This window comes from Halomonas sp. KAO, from assembly GCF_015595025.1.
Lineage (GTDB): Bacteria > Pseudomonadota > Gammaproteobacteria > Pseudomonadales > Halomonadaceae > Halomonas.
Map to the genome: position 1 here is coordinate 165306 of NZ_JADNRL010000009.1, position 14322 is coordinate 179627.

The window sequence follows — 14322 nt, forward strand, 5'->3', positions numbered from 1 at the left end:
TATCGTTTGCGACTCCCGGGGATGCGACGGTATCAGCCTCACGGCCGCAGTGCCTCGAGTCGGGCGCTGAGGGCCAGCTGACTGCGCCGCATTTCACCAATATCGGCCTCCAGCGCGGCCAGGCGTGAACGCAGGGCGTCCTCTTGTTGCTGCCTATCTTCCCGCGCCTCGCCGGCACCTTCAAGCGCATCGGCCAGTGCTGCCACGCGCTCCTGCAGCGTCTCGAGACGAGCAGCCTGCATCTCCTGGGCGGCGGCGAGACGGTTTTCGGCCGCCTCCCGCTCGTCACGCATCCTGTCGAGGTCGGACGCATCGGCAACCCGATCCTGGAGCTCGGCGAGCCGCTTTACGCTGGCATCGTGGCCCTCACTGACCAGATCCAGGCGCTCGGCCAGCGCACGGCGCCCCTGTTCTCCGGCGCGCTCCAGGGCATCGAGCGACTCCTGGAAGGCCGAGAGCATCGCCTCTCGATTCGTGGCGACCTCCCCCATGCGGGTCAATCGTGCCTTCTGGCCCTCGACGAGACCCTCCAGCCGCTCGAGTTCCGCCACAAGATCCTCCTCGACCCCATTGAAACGCCGCTCATGGATCTCATCCTGGCGTGTCAGGGCCTCGATACGCTCCTTCAGCCGATCGATGCCATCACCTTCACCGATGGTGGTATCGAAGCGGGCATGGATGTTGGAGAGCTCACCACTCAGTCGGGTGTTCTGGGATATCAGGCGCTGGCGCTCCTGCCAGCCGAACCAGCCCATGGCTGCCAGGGCGCCGGCGAGGATCAGGACCAGCAACCACAGCGGCCATATCCGCGGCGGCTCGGGCCAGCGCGGGCGATATGGCGCCAGGCTGGCCTCGGGATCCGGGACGATCGGTCCGGCGTAGCGGCGCGGTTCCGGACGCTCTGCCATGCTCTACTCCTTGTGTGGCTGGGGCGGATGCCTGTGTGCAAGGCAGCTGGTATCATGCCGCGAGGTCCGGAGGCATCGCCCATGGGTCGGCAACAGTGTAAAGGGTTTATGCTCGTCGGCACACGGGGCGACGCCAACGCAGCACCTGTCACCGCCTTCGTCGCCCAAGGAAGACCGATGCCTTTCGAACTGCCTGCCCTACCCTATGACACCAAGGCCCTGGCACCTCACCTCTCCCGCGAGACGGTCATCCAGCGTCATAGTCAGACACAGCGCGCCTGCGTGGCCCGACTCAACCAGCTGGTGGAGGACTCGCCCTGGGCGAGCGCCTCGCTGGAGGCCATTCTGCTTGGCGCCGAGCGGGAACTCGCCAGGCAGGCGGCCCAGGCATGGGCCTTTACCTTCCACTGGCACTCCCTGTCGCCGCAGGGTGGCGCCCCCGATGATGCCCTCGGCCAGGCCATCGCGGCACGCTGGGGAGAGCCCGCCGGCTTGCGCCAGGCGATTGCCACCGCCGCCAGCGATGCGCCTCCCGGTGGCTGGGTGTGGCTGGTACGCGATGCCCAAGGGCTCGCGGTGATGGCCGGCGACGTCCACGATGTACCCTTGAGCCGTGGCCTGACGCCCCTGCTGGTCCACCATCTGGCCGGCGGCCAGGGAATTGATACCGCGGCAGGCCTCGACGCCTTCTGGGCACTGGCCAACTGGCGCTTCGCCGCCGCCAACTTCGCAGGCCCGAGCGCCCCCGCCGCCCGCTGACTGACTCAGGAGGCGGCCTCAGGGATCGGCGCGACGACCGATTCCCCGATAGTGAAGACCCTGGGCGGCGACCCATGCCGGGTCATAGATATTGCGGCCATCGAGGACCAGACGCTCCTCCAGCAGGTCGGCCAGTCGACGCCAGTCCGGGTTCCAGTAGGCCTTCCACTCGGTGACCAGCATCAGGGCGTCGGCTCCCTGACACGCCTCCAGCGGGTCCCCCTCCATGCTCTCCAGCAGCGGGTGATCGCCGACCTCCTTTCGCAGCGCCGGCAGGGCCGCCGGATCATGAAGACGCACGCGCACCCCCTGTGCCCAAAGCGCCCGCAGCAGGTTCAGCACCGGGGCGTGATCGATGCGCGCGGTACCGGGCTTGAAGGCCGCCCCCCAGATGGCCACGCAACGTCCCTCCAGTCGGCCGTGGAAGTGAGCCCACAGCTTGCGGAACAGCGTCTCCTTCTTGTGCTCGTTGATATCGAGCACCTGCTCGAGCAGCGCCGAACGTCGCCCGCTGGCGGACTGCACATCGGCCAGGCGCATCAGGTCACGGGAGAAGTTGGGCCCACCGAAGCCACACCCCGGGTAGAGGTACTCGTAGCCGATGCGTGAGTCGGACCCCATGCCCTGGCGCACGAACTCGACATCGACACCCAGGCTGTCGGCCAGGCCCGCCACCTCGTTCATGTAGCTGATGCGGGTGGCCAGCATGCCGTTGATCGCCAGCTTGGTCAGCTCGGCGGCACGCCTGGGCATGCGCTGAACCACCTCCTGACGACGGTTGAAGGCACGCAGCAGCTCCCGTACGCGGGCCTCGGCACCATCATCGTCGCATCCCAGCAGCCAGCGGCTGGGGCGGGTAAAGGTCTCCCAGGCCCGCCCCTCCTCGATCATGTCCGACAGCGCCACGGCGTGACTGCCAGGCCCCAGACGCCCCTCCAGGTGTTCGGTCTCGCCGACCGGGAAGGTCGAGTGGTTGACCAGCAACCGCTGCTGGTGGCCGACGCTATCGAGCGCCATGAAGAGGGTGTCGAGCTCGCCACGCTGTTCCGGCGAGAGGGATAGCCAGATGACCTCCTGGGGGCGTTGCAGCGCCTCCTCGGCACTCTCCGCCAGGCGCAGGCTGCCGTCGGCCAGCCCGCTCTCGAGCTGGTCGAGCAGCCGCGGCTCGCCGACCAGCCAGTCGGCGCCGCGCAGCGTTGACCAGGGCTGGTCGACATGCGGTAGCCAGGTGACTCGGTGGCCTACCCAGCTGAGGGCGGCGGCGGCGGTGGCGGCGGACAGCTCACTGCCGTGAACCAGCACGCGCATGGCTCAGGCCTCCCCGGCGTAGCGGGCGAGCAGCTCGCGAAAGCCCTCCCCGAAGCGGGCATGGCGGCGGCCATAGGCGAGCGTGGCCTCGAGATAACCGAGCTGGTGGCCGCAGTCGAAGGTCTTGCCACGCATTCGGTAGGCATCGACCCCTTCATCGGCGCGCAGTGACTCGATGGCGTCGGTGAGCTGGATCTCCCCTCCGGCGCCGGGCGGGGTGTCGGCAAGCCGCGCGAAGATGCTGCCCGGCAGCACATAGCGACCGATCACGGCCAGGTCCGAGGGGGCCTCCTCCACCGGCGGCTTCTCCACCACGCCGACCAGGGGAGTCGACGCGCCCGGCGCGGGCGCCTCCCCCCCGGTATCGACGATGCCATACTTGTGGGTCATCTCGTGAGGAACCTCCTCGACCATCAGCTGGGCATGGCCGCTGCGCTCGAAGGCCTCCAGCATGCCGGCGAGGTCGTTGCGTTCCAGTCCCTCGTCGTCCACCAGCACATCGGGCAGGAGCACGGCGAAGGGAGCGTCATCACCGATCACCGGTCGGGCGCACAGTACCGCATGGCCCAGGCCCAGCGGTTCCGGCTGGCGCACAGCGATGATATTCACGTCGTCGGGGACGATCGCGTTCAGCTCATCGAGCAGTTCTTGCTTGCCCTTGGCCTCGAGACTCGTCTCCAGCTCGAAGTGCTTGTCGAAGTGGTTCTCGATCGCCCCCTTGCTGGCGTGGGTCACCAGCACGATATCGCGGACACCGGCGTCGACGGCCTCCTGGACCACATACTGGATCACCGGGCGGTCGACGATGGTGATCATTTCCTTGGGAATCGCCTTGGAGGCGGGCAGGCAACGGGTGCCGAAACCGGCTACGGGAAGCACAGCCTTGCGAATCATGGGGAAGTCCTTGTCGAGGGTCGCGATGTGGCGTTCACTGCGGCGCCGCGCCATGGGGAAGTCGCCGCCGGGAACGGGTAGAATGATATTCATGATACCGGACTCATCGCAGCCTGCCACCGCTGCGATACCGACCACACCCTTATCAACCTGGAGAGAGCGAATGGGTGCAACGCAGTCGAAAGCGGAGAACATGGATCCCGGCGAGATCGCCAAGTTCGAGGCCCTGGCGGAGCGCTGGTGGGACAGCACCGGAGAGTTCAAGCCGTTGCACGACATCAATCCGCTGCGCCTCGACTTCATCGATGCACGCGCCGGCCTGGCCGGGCGGCGGGTACTGGATGTGGGCTGTGGCGGCGGCATCCTCAGCGAGGGCATGGCCCACCGCGGCGCCGATGTCATCGGCATCGACCTGGGTGAGGCGCCGCTGGGCGTGGCGCGGCTGCACGCCGAGGAGCAGGGGCTTGAGATCGACTATCGGCGGGTCAGCGTCGAGGCCCTGGCCGAGGAGGCGCCGGCAAGCTTCGATGTGGTGACCTGTCTGGAGATGCTCGAGCACGTGCCGGACCCCGGCTCCGTGGTGCGTGCCTGTGCGACCCTGGTCAAGCCCGGCGGGCAGGTGTTCTTCTCGACGCTCAATCGCAACCCCAAGGCGCTAGCCCTGGCCGTGGTCGGAGCGGAGTATCTGCTGCGCATGCTGCCCCGAGGCACACATGACTATGCCAAGTTCATTCGCCCCGCCGAACTGGCCGGCTGGTGTCGACAGGCGGGACTCGAGGTCCGGGAGCAGAGCGGGCTGGTCTACAACCCCCTGAGCCGCCGCTATCGTCTGCACCTGACCGATGTCTCGGTCAACTACCTGATGCACTGCCGACGCGAGGAAACATGATGCCGATCTCTCGTCCGAGCGCCCTGCTCTTCGATCTCGACGGCACCCTGGTGGATACCGCACCGGACCTGGCGCGGGCCACCAATGCCCTGCGGGCACATCATGGCCTCGACGCCCTCCCCTACCCGATCATCCGTGCCCAGGTCTCCAACGGTGGCAGCGCCCTGGTCGAGCTAGCCCTGGGGCTGGCTCGGGAGGTGCCGGGACACGATGAGGCACGCAGCTTCCTGCTCGCCGCCTACGGCGAGGCCGTGGCCGCCGAGAGCCGGGTCTTTGCGCCGCTTGCCCCGCTGCTCACCGCCTGGGAGGCGGAGGGGGCCCCCTGGGGCATCGTCACCAACAAGCCGCGAGCCTATGCCGCCCCCCTGGTGGAGAGCCTGGCGCTGAAGCCGGGTGCACTGCTGTGTGCCGATGACCTGCCGGTCAAGAAACCGGACCCGGCGCCGCTGCTGGCGGCGGCTCGCCGCCTGGATACGCCTCCGTCACGCTGCTGGTACATCGGCGACCATCTGCGGGACATGCAGGCGGCCAGGGCCGCCGACATGACCGCCGTGGCGGTGGGCTGGGGGTATATCGAGGAGGGTGACGACTATCGTCGCTGGCCGGCCGACCTCTGGTTCGAGACCGGCGAGGAGCTGGCAGCGGCGCTGAGTCGGGAGTTGCGCACGCCGCGCGCGTGATATGTGAATTCAGGCCTTCGGTGGCTGGGCGTCGAACTTTTCGCCGTTATGCCCGCGGCTGTCGGGCCCCATCAGCCACAGGTAGCTAGGCATGATCTCCTCCGGGGTGCGCAGGGTGTCAGGATCCTCACCCGGGTAGGCATTACGGCGCATCTGGGTACGCGTCGCGCCGGGATTGAGGCTGTTGACCCGCACCGAGCCCAGGTGCTCGAGCTCATCGGCAAGCACTTCGACGAAGCCTTCGGTGGCGAACTTGGAAACCGCATAGGCTCCCCAGTAGGCGCGCCCCTTCCTGCCCACGCTGGAGGAGGTAAAGATCACCGAGGCATCCGCGGAGCTCTTGAGCAGGGGCAGCAGCGCCTGGGTCATTGCGATCGGCCCATTGATGTTGACCTGCATGACCTGCTCCCAGAGCTCGGGATTGTACTGCTCGAAGGGCGTGATGCGACCGAGCAGCCCGGCGTTGTGGAGGATCCCGTCCAGGCGACCGAACTCCTTGTCCAGAGTGTCGGCCATATCCTGATAGTCCTTGAGGGTGGCACCCTCGAAGTTCAGCGGAAAGATCGCCGGTTGCGGGCCACCGGCGGCCTCGATCTCGTCGTAGACCGTCTCCAGCTTGGCGATGGTGCGTCCCAGCAGGATGACCGTCGCGCCGTGTCGGGCATAGGTCAGGGACGCGGCACGGCCGATCCCGTCACCGGCACCGGTCACCAGAATCACGCGGTCATTCAGCAGTCCACTCGGCGCCTGATAGTCGATCTTGCAGATGGTCATGGAGTCTCCTCGATGAGTCAGTTACCGGACTGCCGCAGGAAGTCGCCGGCCAGCCCCGCCGCGGTGCTCTCGGGGTGCGCCTCGCGAACCCGTTCGAGCAGCTCTCGGCTGGCGTCCGGCTGGCCCATGCGGGCCTTGAGCAGCCCCAGCTTGTAGAGGGCGTCGGGCACCTTGTTGCTCTCCGGGTAGTCGTCAAGAACGGTACGGAAGGCGGCCTCGGCGGGCTCCAGGCGGCCCTCGGCGGCGTGCAGCTCACCCAGCCAGTAGTGGGCATTGGGCGTCAGGCGGCTCTCGGGGTAACTGCCGACAAAACGCTCGAAGGCGGCGATGGCCCTGTCGAACTCACGCGCCTGAACGCTGGAGAAGGCCTTCTGGTAGGCCGCCTGGGCATCGGGGTCCTCGGCATTCGGTGACGCCGTGCCGGCCTCTTCGTCCTTCCGATTCCCGCCAGCCTCGTCGTCGGGGCGCTCGTCACGCGCCTCTTCCTCCAGCGCTGGCCGACTCATGCCGGCCGAAACCGAGGCCAGTCGATCCTCGAGATCCATATACTGTTGTCGGGTCTGGCCGCGAAGCTGCTCGAGCTGATGGCGCAACTCCTCGACCTGGCCACGCAGTCGGCGCAGCTCCTCCTGGTGTTCCTGCACCTGGTTGAAGATCACCAGACTGCCGCCCGCGGCCTCACGGGTATCCGTCTGCTGGTAAAACGTGCTGGATTGCGCGGTCAGGTCCTCGACCACTGGCTGCTGCGCCAGGGCGGGGACCCCTACGGAGAGCGGGAGCACCAGGGCTCCCGCACCGCACAGCCTCTTCAGACCGTGTTCCATCTGTGTCTCCCTCGTCTCGGGGTGTCGCCTCAGTAGGCGAACACGACCCGACGGTTCTGGGCGAAGGCCTGTTCATTCTGGCCACGCGCCGCAGGGCGCTCCTCGCCGTAGCTGACGACCTCGACCTGGGAGGGAGAAACCCCCTGCACGGAGAGAAACTTCTCCACGGAGCGAGCGCGTCGCTCGCCCAGCGCCATGTTGTACTCGCGGGTTCCGCGCTCGTCGGTATGACCCTGGAGTACCACGCGGGCACTGCCATTCTCGCGAAGATAGCGGGCATTGGCGGCCAGGACCGGCTCGAACTCGCTGCGGATGCGGTCGCTGTCGAACTCGAAGTAGACCGTGCGCTGCTGCGGCATGCGTCCATCGGCCTGCTGTCCGGCAGTGCCGCCGTAACCGGAGCCACTGGTGCGGCCATCACTCACGCCACTGCTGCTGACGCCGCTGCCATCGCGGGTACCGTCCATGGTGCCATCCTGGGTTCCGCCGGTGCTGGAGCAGCCAGCCACCAGGGCCAGCGACAGGGCGACCGCCAGGGAGCGGGCATAGGGCTTGAATTGCATCGTTTCATACTCCTGAAGGATCAGTTCATGAAAGGTGACCATGCGGGTTCGCGCACATCACCCTGAGCGGAGGGTAGCCGGAAGGAGGCGCGCCCATCCGCGGTAACCGCCCCCAGCACCCCGCTGTTACCCTGCTGGGTGGCGAAGATTACCATGGTCCCGTTGGGTGCAACACTGGGCGACTCGTCCCAGCGCGAGTCGCTCAGCGTCACCAGGCGACCGCTTCCCAGGTCCTGACGAGCGACCTGATAACCGTTGCTGGAGCGGTGGATCAAGAACAGCACCTCGCCGTCCGGCGAGAAGCGCCCACGGGCATTGTAGTTGCCGGTGAAGGTGAGGCGCTTCTGCTCCCCGCTGGCCAGGTCATGACGATAGAGCTGGGGGCCGCCGCTGCGGTCGGAGGTAAATACCAGGCTGCGTCCGTCCGGTGCCCAGGAGGGCTCGGTATCGATGGCCGAGTCATTGGTGATGCGCTGCAGGTTGCGCGAACCGATATCCATCACATAGATCTCCGGCTGGCCATCCTTGGAGAGCGACATCGCCAGGCGCTGGCCGTCGGGAGACCAGGCCGGTGCCCCGTTGATGCCGGTGAAGGAGCTGATACGCGCCCGCTTTCCCGTTTCGATATCCTGCACATAGATCGCCGACCGCTCGGTCTCGAAGGAGACATAGGCCAGCTTGCGACCATCCGGCGACCAGGCCGGTGACAGGATCGGCTGTGGGGAACTCAGCACCTGCTGGCTGTTGTGGCCATCGGCATCGGCCACATAGAGGGCGAACTGCATGTCGTCACCGACACCCTGGGAGGTGACATAGGCAATGCGGGTGGAGAAGGCGCCACGGATTCCGGTGATGGCCTCGAATATCTGATCGCTGATGTAATGGCCAGCACCCCGCAGCTCAGCCGCGCTGACGGAGACCTCCTCGCCGAGCATGCGCCTCTCGCCACTGACATCCATCAGTTCGAAGCGCAGCCGATAGCCCTCGCCCTCCTGCGTGGCGCTGCCCACCACCAGGTAACGAGCGTCCAGGGCCTTCCAGTTTCCGTAGCGTACCTCATCGGCACTGGTCGGCTGGTCCATCATCTGACGGCGCGGTAGCGGCTCGAAATAACCGCTGCGCTCGAGATCGTCGTGAACCACCTGGGCCACGTCCTCGGGCAGCCCCTCGGTGCCCGCGAAGGGCACCACGGCGATGGGCGTGGCACTCTCGTTACCCCGTGTGATCTCGATGGTCAGGTCGGCCTGGGCAAGCTGACCCACCAGCAGCAAGGCGGCGGTCAGCCAGGCAGTCATCAAGGATTTCATCAGCGTACGTCTCCCGGTCTGAAGCGCAGATTGAATTCACGGTAATCGCGTTGCACGCCGGCTGGCAACTGTCGCAGTTCGGCGAATGGCTCGGCGGCCTCGACGGCCTGCACGGCGGATCGATCGAAGGCGCTGTCGCCACTGGAACGAGAAATCTCGGCGGCGAACAGCTCCCCGGAGGGGCCGAGCCGCACCGATATCTCGGCCGTTGTTCCGGAGGAGACATTGGGCGGAATGCGCCAGGCCTGCTCCACGGCCCGGCGCACCAGGGCAATAAAGTCGTTGGCGGCCTGCTGCCCCTGTTGCGCATTGGCGACACGCTCGTCCGCCCCCTCGATCAAGCGCTGCATCTCGGCCTCGGCCTGCTCACGAGCCAGGCGGGCCTGCTCCTCCGCCTCACGCTGGCGTCGCTCCTCGGCTTCGCGTTCACGCCGGGCCTGTTCCTCGGCCTCACGCTGTCGGGCGGCCTCCTCCTCGCGCTGGCGTTGCGCCTCGGCTTCCTGTTCACGCCGGGCCTGCTCCTCGGCCTCGCGCTGTCGGGCCTCTTCCTCGCGCTGGCGTTGCGCCTCGGCTTCCTGCTCACGCCGGGCCTGCTCCTCGGCCTCGCGCTGTCGGGCGGCCTCCTCCTCGCGCTGGCGCTGCGCCTCGGCTTCCTGCTCACGCCGGGCCTGCTCCTCGGCCTCGCGCTGGCGTTGCGCCTCTGCTTCCTGTTCACGCCGGGCCTGCTCTTCGGCTTCGCGTTCGCGTTGAGCCTCTTCCTCGGCGTCACGCTGCTCTTCGAGGCGACGCGTCTCGGCTTCCGCCTCCTCGGCACGCCGTGCCGCTTCGAGTTCGGCGGCCTGGCGCGCGGCTTCACGCGCCTGCTCTTCGGCGGCCCGGTCGGACTGGCGCTGTGCCTCCTGGGTGGCCGCCTCTTCCGCCGCCTGGCGTTGCTCCTCTTGGGCGGCCGCTTCTTCGGCCGCCTGCCTGGCCAGGGCACGCTGACGCGCCTCTTCGGCACGCTGGGCCTGGTCGGTGACCGTCTCGGTACTGACCAGGGTCGCCTGAACAATCGACGAGGGGCTGGGTTCATGTTCCCTGGTCGGCAGGCTGATCACACTGACCAGCAACACCAGCACATGCAGTCCCACCGCCAGCAGCGCCGGTATGCCATAGCCTACTCGAGCCTGTCGTCTGGCCATGGTGAGGTTACTCCTCCCCACTCGGCGGCTCGGAGATCAGACCGACGCTACCGACGCCGGCGGTCTGCAGCGTGCCCATCAGGGTTACCACCTGCCCATAGGAGACGTTGCGATCACCGCGCACCATCACCGGGGTGCCGGGCTTGCGTTCGAGCAGGATGATCACGCGATCGGCCAGCTCCTCGAGAGGCATGGCGGTCTCGTCGCCACCGATGGAGAGATAGTGCTGACCCTCGCGATCCACCGACACGATGATGGGGTCACTATCTTCCGGAGGATCGATGGGCTCCGAGGTCACCTGAGGCAGGTCGACGTCCACCCCCTGAGTCAGCATCGGCGCGGTGATCATGAAGATCACCAGCAACACCAGCATGACGTCGATAAAGGGAACCACATTGATCTCGGCCAGGGGCTTGCGGGCTCCCCCGCGATGAAAGGGTCCATGCATGACGTAACTCCCTCAGGCACCGCCGGCGTCGGACCGACCCTGCAAGTTGCGATGCAGGATGGAGTGGAACTCCTCGGCGAAATCCTCGTACTTGCCCAGCAGTCGACCCGATTCGGCGGAGAGCCGGTTGTAGAAGACCACCGCCGGGATGGCGGCAAACAGACCCATGGCGGTGGCTATCAGCGCCTCGGCAATCCAGGGGGCGACGGTGGAGAGGGTCGCCTGCTGTGCCATGGAGAGTGACTGGAAGGAGCCCATGATGCCCCATACCGTGCCGAACAGGCCGATATAGGGACTGGCCGAGGCCACGGTGGCGAGGAACACCAGGTGCAGGTTGAGCCGCTCCTCCTCCCGGGACCAGGCCACGCGCATGCTGCGCTGGACGCCGTCGAGGATCGCCTGGGGGCTGCGGGTCTTGGGCATCAGGCGGTTGAACTCGCGAAAGCCGGCGCGAAAGATATGCTCGGCCCCTTGGGTCTCCTGCTCCGGGGGCACCTCGCGATAGAGCTCGTTGAGGTCGACTCCGGACCAGAAACGATCCTCGAAGCCACGATGGGCCTTGCGGGCGCGGCGCATCATGAAGGTGCGCTGGAAGATCACGACCCACGACAGGATCGAGCCCACCGTAAGCAGCAGCATGACCAGCTGCACCACGGTGCTGGCGTTCATGATCAGATGGGGGATGGACATGGCGTCGTTCACGGGAATCCTCGTCAGGCTTGAGATTGAGCAGTAGTGGGATGCAGCAGCTCGGCGAGCGGGGCCGGCCAGGGGATCGGCCTGTGGCGTCTGGCATCGATACAGGCGATGTCGACCCGGGCTTCGCACAGAGGTTCCCCGTGGCGGGTCACCCGCTGCTCGAACTGCAGCCGAACACGTCCTGCGGTCAGCACGTCGGCACTCACCTCGAGGGCGTCATCCAGCCTGGCAGGCGAAAGGTAGCGGCACTCGAGCCGGTGGACCACCAGCTGCACGCCGCTCTCGAACAGCTCGTGCTGGGTGATGCCCCGGGCGCGCAGCCACTCGCTGCGTGCCCGCTCCATGTACTTGAGGTAATTGACGTAGTAGACGATAGCGCCGGCATCGGTATCCTCGATATAGACCCGTACCGGGAAGCGAAACCCGCTCATGGCCGCGTCTCCCCCGTCGCATCCTCGGCATCCGCCGAAGGGGCCAGGCCGAAATGCTGCCAGGTCTGACGAGTAACGACTCGGCCACGGGCGGTGCGCATCATCAGCCCCTGCTGGATCAGGTAGGGCTCGATCACGTCTTCGATGGTATCCCGCTCCTCGCCGATGGCGGCGGCCAGGGAGTCCACTCCCACCGGCCCCCCATCGAACTTCTCGATCATCGCGACCAGCAGGCGGCGATCCATATGGTCGAGGCCATGCTGGTCCACGTGAAGCATGTCCAGGGCACGATCGGCGATGGCGGCATCGATATGGCCATTGCCGCGAACCTCGGCATAGTCGCGCACCCGGCGCAACAGCCGATTGGCGATACGCGGCGTGCCGCGGGAGCGACGTGCCACCTCGAGGGCACCCTCCGGGTCGGCATCGACCCCCATCAGGCGAGCCGAGCGGGCCACGATCTCGGTGAGTTCCTCGATGGCATAGAACTCAAGCCGCTGAACGATGCCGAAGCGGTCGCGCAGCGGTGAGGTGAGAAGCCCCGCCCGGGTGGTGGCGCCGACCAGGGTGAAGGGAGGCAGGTCGAGCTTGATGGAGCGCGCCGCCGGTCCCTCTCCGATCACGATATCGAGCTGGAAGTCCTCCATGGCGGGATAGAGAATCTCTTCCACCACCGCCGAGAGGCGGTGGATCTCGTCGATAAACAGCACATCACCGGGCTCGAGGTTGGTGAGCATGGCGGCAAGGTCGCCGGCGCGCTCCAGCACCGGCCCGGAGGTCGACTTGAGCCCGACCCCCATCTCCTCGGCGATGATATTGGCCAGCGTCGTCTTGCCGAGCCCCGGGGGGCCGAAGATCAGGGTGTGGTCGAGACTCTCGCTGCGCCCGCGAGCCGCTCCGATAAAGATATCGAGCTGTTCGCGCACCCGAGGCTGACCGATGTAGTCGGTCAGCCGCTTGGGGCGGATGGCGCGGTCGACGGGCTCTTCTCCTTCGCGGACGTCGGCGGCGATCAGGCGGTCGCTCTCCAGCATGGCGCTACCCCGCCATCCGACGGCTGAGGGCCGCCTTGATCATGGCCTCGGTGGAGGGCTCGCCCTCCAGGCCGGCGAGCATCCTGGATGCCTCGGCCGGCTTGTAGCCGAGGCTGACCAGCGCCGCTTCGGCATCGGCCAGCGTGTCCTTTGGCGAGCCCCCGGGAGGCTCGCCCTCCCCCCCGTCCAGCAGGGCGGCCTCGGGAGCCTCCCAATGGGGGAAACGGTCGCGCATCTCGATGATCAACCGCTCGGCGGTCTTCTTGCCGACTCCGGGGAGTCGCGTCAGGGACTTGATGTCATCATCCAGAACACAGCGCCGAAAGGCGCCCTCATCCATGCCCGAGAGAATCGCCAATGCCAGCTTGGGCCCCACCCCGTTGACCTTGATCAGGGCGCGGAACAGGGTGCGCTCCTGCTCGCGCAGAAAGCCATACAGCAGGTGGGCATCGTCACGGACGGTGAGGTGCGTGTAGAGAGAAATCGTTTCGCCGGCAGCCGGCAGAGCCACCAGTGTGGTCATGGACGCTTCCAGCTCATAGCCGACGCCGGCCACATCCACCACCAGCCAGGGGGGCTGTTTATCGAGAAGCGTACCTCGCAGGCGTCCGATCATCGAAAGTCGTATCCTTGCATCGGGGAAGACGGCAGAGGCCGTCGATGCCGCCACTATACTGGTCGGTCACAGGGCTGACCAGTCCAGCAGAACGGCGTTCGAGAACATCAATCACGTCGCCACATGACGACAGTGTCAGGGGCGGAAGTCCCGCCAGGAAGCGCCCTTGCGCCGGCTGCGATGACCTCCGAAGCTACCGCTGGTCAACAGGCCCCGACGCGCATGGGCGTGGGTCAGGGCGATGGCCAGGGCATCCGCGGCATCGGCCTGGGGCGTCGCGGAGAGCCCCAGTATGGCGGTGACCATATGCTGGACCTGGAGCTTGTCGGCGCGCCCCGACCCGGTGACCGCCTGCTTGATCTGGCGCGGCCCATATTCGCTCACCGCCAACCCGTGGTTGGCGGCACACACGATGGCGGTGCCTCGCGCCTGGCCCAGCTTCAGGGCGGAGTCAGCATTCTTCGACATCACCACCTGTTCGATGGCGAACTCGACAGGACGGTGTACGGCGATCAATTCGGCAACGCCGGCATAGACCTGGGCGAGCTTCTGGGCCAGGTCGTCGGCACGAATGCGAATGCAGCCACTGGCCACATAGCGCGGCGTGGCGCTCGCCACATCCAGCACACCATAGCCGGTGATGCGCGAGCCGGGATCGATGCCGAGTATCAGCATGAGTCGGCCTCAGTCGATGGCATCGAGCACGGCATCGTCAAACTCCGCGTTGGTGGTGACATTCTGGACGTCATCCAGGTCCTCGAGCATATCGATCAGCCGGATCACCTTGCGGGCCAACTCCTCGTCGGCAATGGGCGTGGTAGTCTCCGGGAACAGCCCCAGCTCACTGCGTTCCGGCGTCATCCCTGCCTCGATCAGGGCCTCCTTGACCTCATGGTACGCATCGGGGCTGGTGACCACCTCCAGGCTGTCGTCCTCCAGGGTCACGATATCCTCGGGCTCGGCCTCCAGGGTGGCCTCGATCACCGCCTCTTCCGAGAGGCCCGCGG

The 14322-nt window shown here is 66.7% G+C and carries 18 protein-coding genes; 3 read left to right on the plus strand and 15 right to left on the minus strand.

Annotated elements, in window-relative coordinates:
• Positions 1–38: 38 nt before the first annotated feature.
• On the minus strand, positions 39–908 hold the full coding sequence (locus IOC61_RS03895; RefSeq protein WP_195687562.1) for a hypothetical protein: 870 nt from the start codon (positions 906–908) through the stop codon (positions 39–41).
• Between the two features lie 177 nt (positions 909–1085).
• Here IOC61_RS03895 and IOC61_RS03900 point away from each other — a divergent pair, with 177 nt between their 5' ends.
• Entirely contained in the window at positions 1086–1667 is a 582-nt protein-coding gene (locus IOC61_RS03900; RefSeq protein WP_195687563.1) for a Fe-Mn family superoxide dismutase, read from the plus strand.
• Between the two features lie 18 nt (positions 1668–1685).
• On the opposite strand, the gene IOC61_RS03905 is transcribed toward IOC61_RS03900, so the two are convergent.
• Together IOC61_RS03905 and galU are read right to left on the minus strand one after the other, a co-directional pair.
• Positions 1686–2975, minus strand: a complete 1290-nt coding sequence (locus tag IOC61_RS03905) for a nucleotide sugar dehydrogenase (protein WP_195687564.1) — start codon at positions 2973–2975, stop codon at positions 1686–1688.
• A gap of 3 nt (positions 2976–2978) precedes the next feature.
• Positions 2979–3869: a UTP--glucose-1-phosphate uridylyltransferase GalU gene (gene galU, locus IOC61_RS03910; protein WP_195687585.1), complete on the minus strand. Its 891-nt coding sequence runs from the start codon at positions 3867–3869 to the stop codon at positions 2979–2981.
• A gap of 163 nt (positions 3870–4032) precedes the next feature.
• On the opposite strand from galU, the gene ubiG reads away from it, so the two are divergent.
• Together ubiG and IOC61_RS03920 are read left to right on the plus strand one after the other, a co-directional pair.
• Positions 4033–4758 carry a bifunctional 2-polyprenyl-6-hydroxyphenol methylase/3-demethylubiquinol 3-O-methyltransferase UbiG gene (ubiG, locus tag IOC61_RS03915; protein ID WP_195687565.1) on the plus strand — a complete coding sequence of 242 codons (726 nt, stop codon included), beginning with the start codon at positions 4033–4035 and terminating at the stop codon, positions 4756–4758.
• On the plus strand, positions 4758–5438 hold the full coding sequence (locus IOC61_RS03920) for an HAD family hydrolase (protein WP_195687566.1): 681 nt from the start codon (positions 4758–4760) through the stop codon (positions 5436–5438). The genes ubiG and IOC61_RS03920 overlap by 1 nt, the downstream gene beginning before the upstream one ends.
• Positions 5439–5447: 9 nt before the next feature.
• Here the strand turns inward: IOC61_RS03920 and IOC61_RS03925 are convergent, their stop codons facing one another.
• From IOC61_RS03925 to IOC61_RS03980, 12 genes are all read right to left on the minus strand, one after another.
• Positions 5448–6212 carry a YciK family oxidoreductase gene (locus IOC61_RS03925; protein ID WP_195687567.1) on the minus strand — a complete coding sequence of 255 codons (765 nt, stop codon included), beginning with the start codon at positions 6210–6212 and terminating at the stop codon, positions 5448–5450.
• A gap of 17 nt (positions 6213–6229) precedes the next feature.
• Positions 6230–7036, minus strand: a complete 807-nt coding sequence (gene ybgF / locus IOC61_RS03930; RefSeq protein ID WP_195687568.1) for a tol-pal system protein YbgF — start codon at positions 7034–7036, stop codon at positions 6230–6232.
• A gap of 29 nt (positions 7037–7065) precedes the next feature.
• A complete protein-coding gene (gene pal, locus IOC61_RS03935) occupies positions 7066–7599 on the minus strand; it encodes a peptidoglycan-associated lipoprotein Pal (protein ID WP_195687569.1) in 534 nt (177 codons plus the stop codon).
• Between the two features lie 20 nt (positions 7600–7619).
• A complete protein-coding gene (gene tolB / locus IOC61_RS03940) occupies positions 7620–8906 on the minus strand; it encodes a Tol-Pal system beta propeller repeat protein TolB (RefSeq protein ID WP_195687570.1) in 1287 nt (428 codons plus the stop codon).
• Positions 8906–10087, minus strand: coding sequence for a cell envelope integrity protein TolA (gene tolA / locus IOC61_RS03945; RefSeq protein WP_195687571.1), 1182 nt, complete (start codon positions 10085–10087; stop codon positions 8906–8908). Before tolA ends, tolB begins: the two co-directional genes overlap by 1 nt.
• 7 nt (positions 10088–10094) lie before the next feature.
• On the minus strand, positions 10095–10535 hold the full coding sequence (gene tolR / locus IOC61_RS03950) for a protein TolR (protein ID WP_195687572.1): 441 nt from the start codon (positions 10533–10535) through the stop codon (positions 10095–10097).
• Between the two features lie 12 nt (positions 10536–10547).
• Positions 10548–11237, minus strand: coding sequence for a protein TolQ (tolQ, locus tag IOC61_RS03955; protein ID WP_161422725.1), 690 nt, complete (start codon positions 11235–11237; stop codon positions 10548–10550).
• Between the two features lie 11 nt (positions 11238–11248).
• The gene (ybgC, locus tag IOC61_RS03960; protein ID WP_195687573.1) at positions 11249–11665 is read right to left on the minus strand and encodes a tol-pal system-associated acyl-CoA thioesterase; all 417 of its coding nucleotides are present in this window, start codon (positions 11663–11665) and stop codon (positions 11249–11251) included.
• A complete protein-coding gene (gene ruvB / locus IOC61_RS03965; protein WP_195687574.1) occupies positions 11662–12699 on the minus strand; it encodes a Holliday junction branch migration DNA helicase RuvB in 1038 nt (345 codons plus the stop codon). Before ruvB ends, ybgC begins: the two co-directional genes overlap by 4 nt.
• 4 nt (positions 12700–12703) lie before the next feature.
• Entirely contained in the window at positions 12704–13315 is a 612-nt protein-coding gene (gene ruvA, locus IOC61_RS03970; RefSeq protein ID WP_195687575.1) for a Holliday junction branch migration protein RuvA, read from the minus strand.
• A gap of 135 nt (positions 13316–13450) precedes the next feature.
• Positions 13451–13990, minus strand: a complete 540-nt coding sequence (gene ruvC, locus IOC61_RS03975) for a crossover junction endodeoxyribonuclease RuvC (protein ID WP_132041066.1) — start codon at positions 13988–13990, stop codon at positions 13451–13453.
• A 9-nt stretch (positions 13991–13999) separates the two neighbouring features.
• A partial coding sequence (locus IOC61_RS03980) for a YebC/PmpR family DNA-binding transcriptional regulator (RefSeq protein ID WP_195687576.1) occupies positions 14000–14322 on the minus strand: 323 nt, incomplete at its 5' end.

Coding starts and splice junctions, on each gene's coding strand:
- IOC61_RS03925 (WP_195687567.1), bottom strand. CDS start 6,212: ATGACCATCTGCAAGATCGACTATCAGGCGCCGAGTGGACTGCTGAAT.
- tolA (WP_195687571.1), bottom strand. CDS start 10,087: ATGGCCAGACGACAGGCTCGAGTAGGCTATGGCATACCGGCGCTGCTG.
- tolR (WP_195687572.1), bottom strand. CDS start 10,535: ATGCATGGACCCTTTCATCGCGGGGGAGCCCGCAAGCCCCTGGCCGAG.
- ubiG (WP_195687565.1), top strand. CDS start 4,033: ATGGGTGCAACGCAGTCGAAAGCGGAGAACATGGATCCCGGCGAGATC.
- ybgF (WP_195687568.1), bottom strand. CDS start 7,036: ATGGAACACGGTCTGAAGAGGCTGTGCGGTGCGGGAGCCCTGGTGCTC.
- IOC61_RS03900 (WP_195687563.1), top strand. CDS start 1,086: ATGCCTTTCGAACTGCCTGCCCTACCCTATGACACCAAGGCCCTGGCA.
- IOC61_RS03920 (WP_195687566.1), top strand. CDS start 4,758: ATGCCGATCTCTCGTCCGAGCGCCCTGCTCTTCGATCTCGACGGCACC.
- pal (WP_195687569.1), bottom strand. CDS start 7,599: ATGCAATTCAAGCCCTATGCCCGCTCCCTGGCGGTCGCCCTGTCGCTG.
- ruvB (WP_195687574.1), bottom strand. CDS start 12,699: ATGCTGGAGAGCGACCGCCTGATCGCCGCCGACGTCCGCGAAGGAGAA.
- IOC61_RS03895 (WP_195687562.1), bottom strand. CDS start 908: ATGGCAGAGCGTCCGGAACCGCGCCGCTACGCCGGACCGATCGTCCCG.
- ruvC (WP_132041066.1), bottom strand. CDS start 13,990: ATGCTGATACTCGGCATCGATCCCGGCTCGCGCATCACCGGCTATGGT.
- tolB (WP_195687570.1), bottom strand. CDS start 8,906: ATGAAATCCTTGATGACTGCCTGGCTGACCGCCGCCTTGCTGCTGGTG.
- IOC61_RS03905 (WP_195687564.1), bottom strand. CDS start 2,975: ATGCGCGTGCTGGTTCACGGCAGTGAGCTGTCCGCCGCCACCGCCGCC.
- ruvA (WP_195687575.1), bottom strand. CDS start 13,315: ATGATCGGACGCCTGCGAGGTACGCTTCTCGATAAACAGCCCCCCTGG.
- galU (WP_195687585.1), bottom strand. CDS start 3,869: ATGATTCGCAAGGCTGTGCTTCCCGTAGCCGGTTTCGGCACCCGTTGC.
- ybgC (WP_195687573.1), bottom strand. CDS start 11,665: ATGAGCGGGTTTCGCTTCCCGGTACGGGTCTATATCGAGGATACCGAT.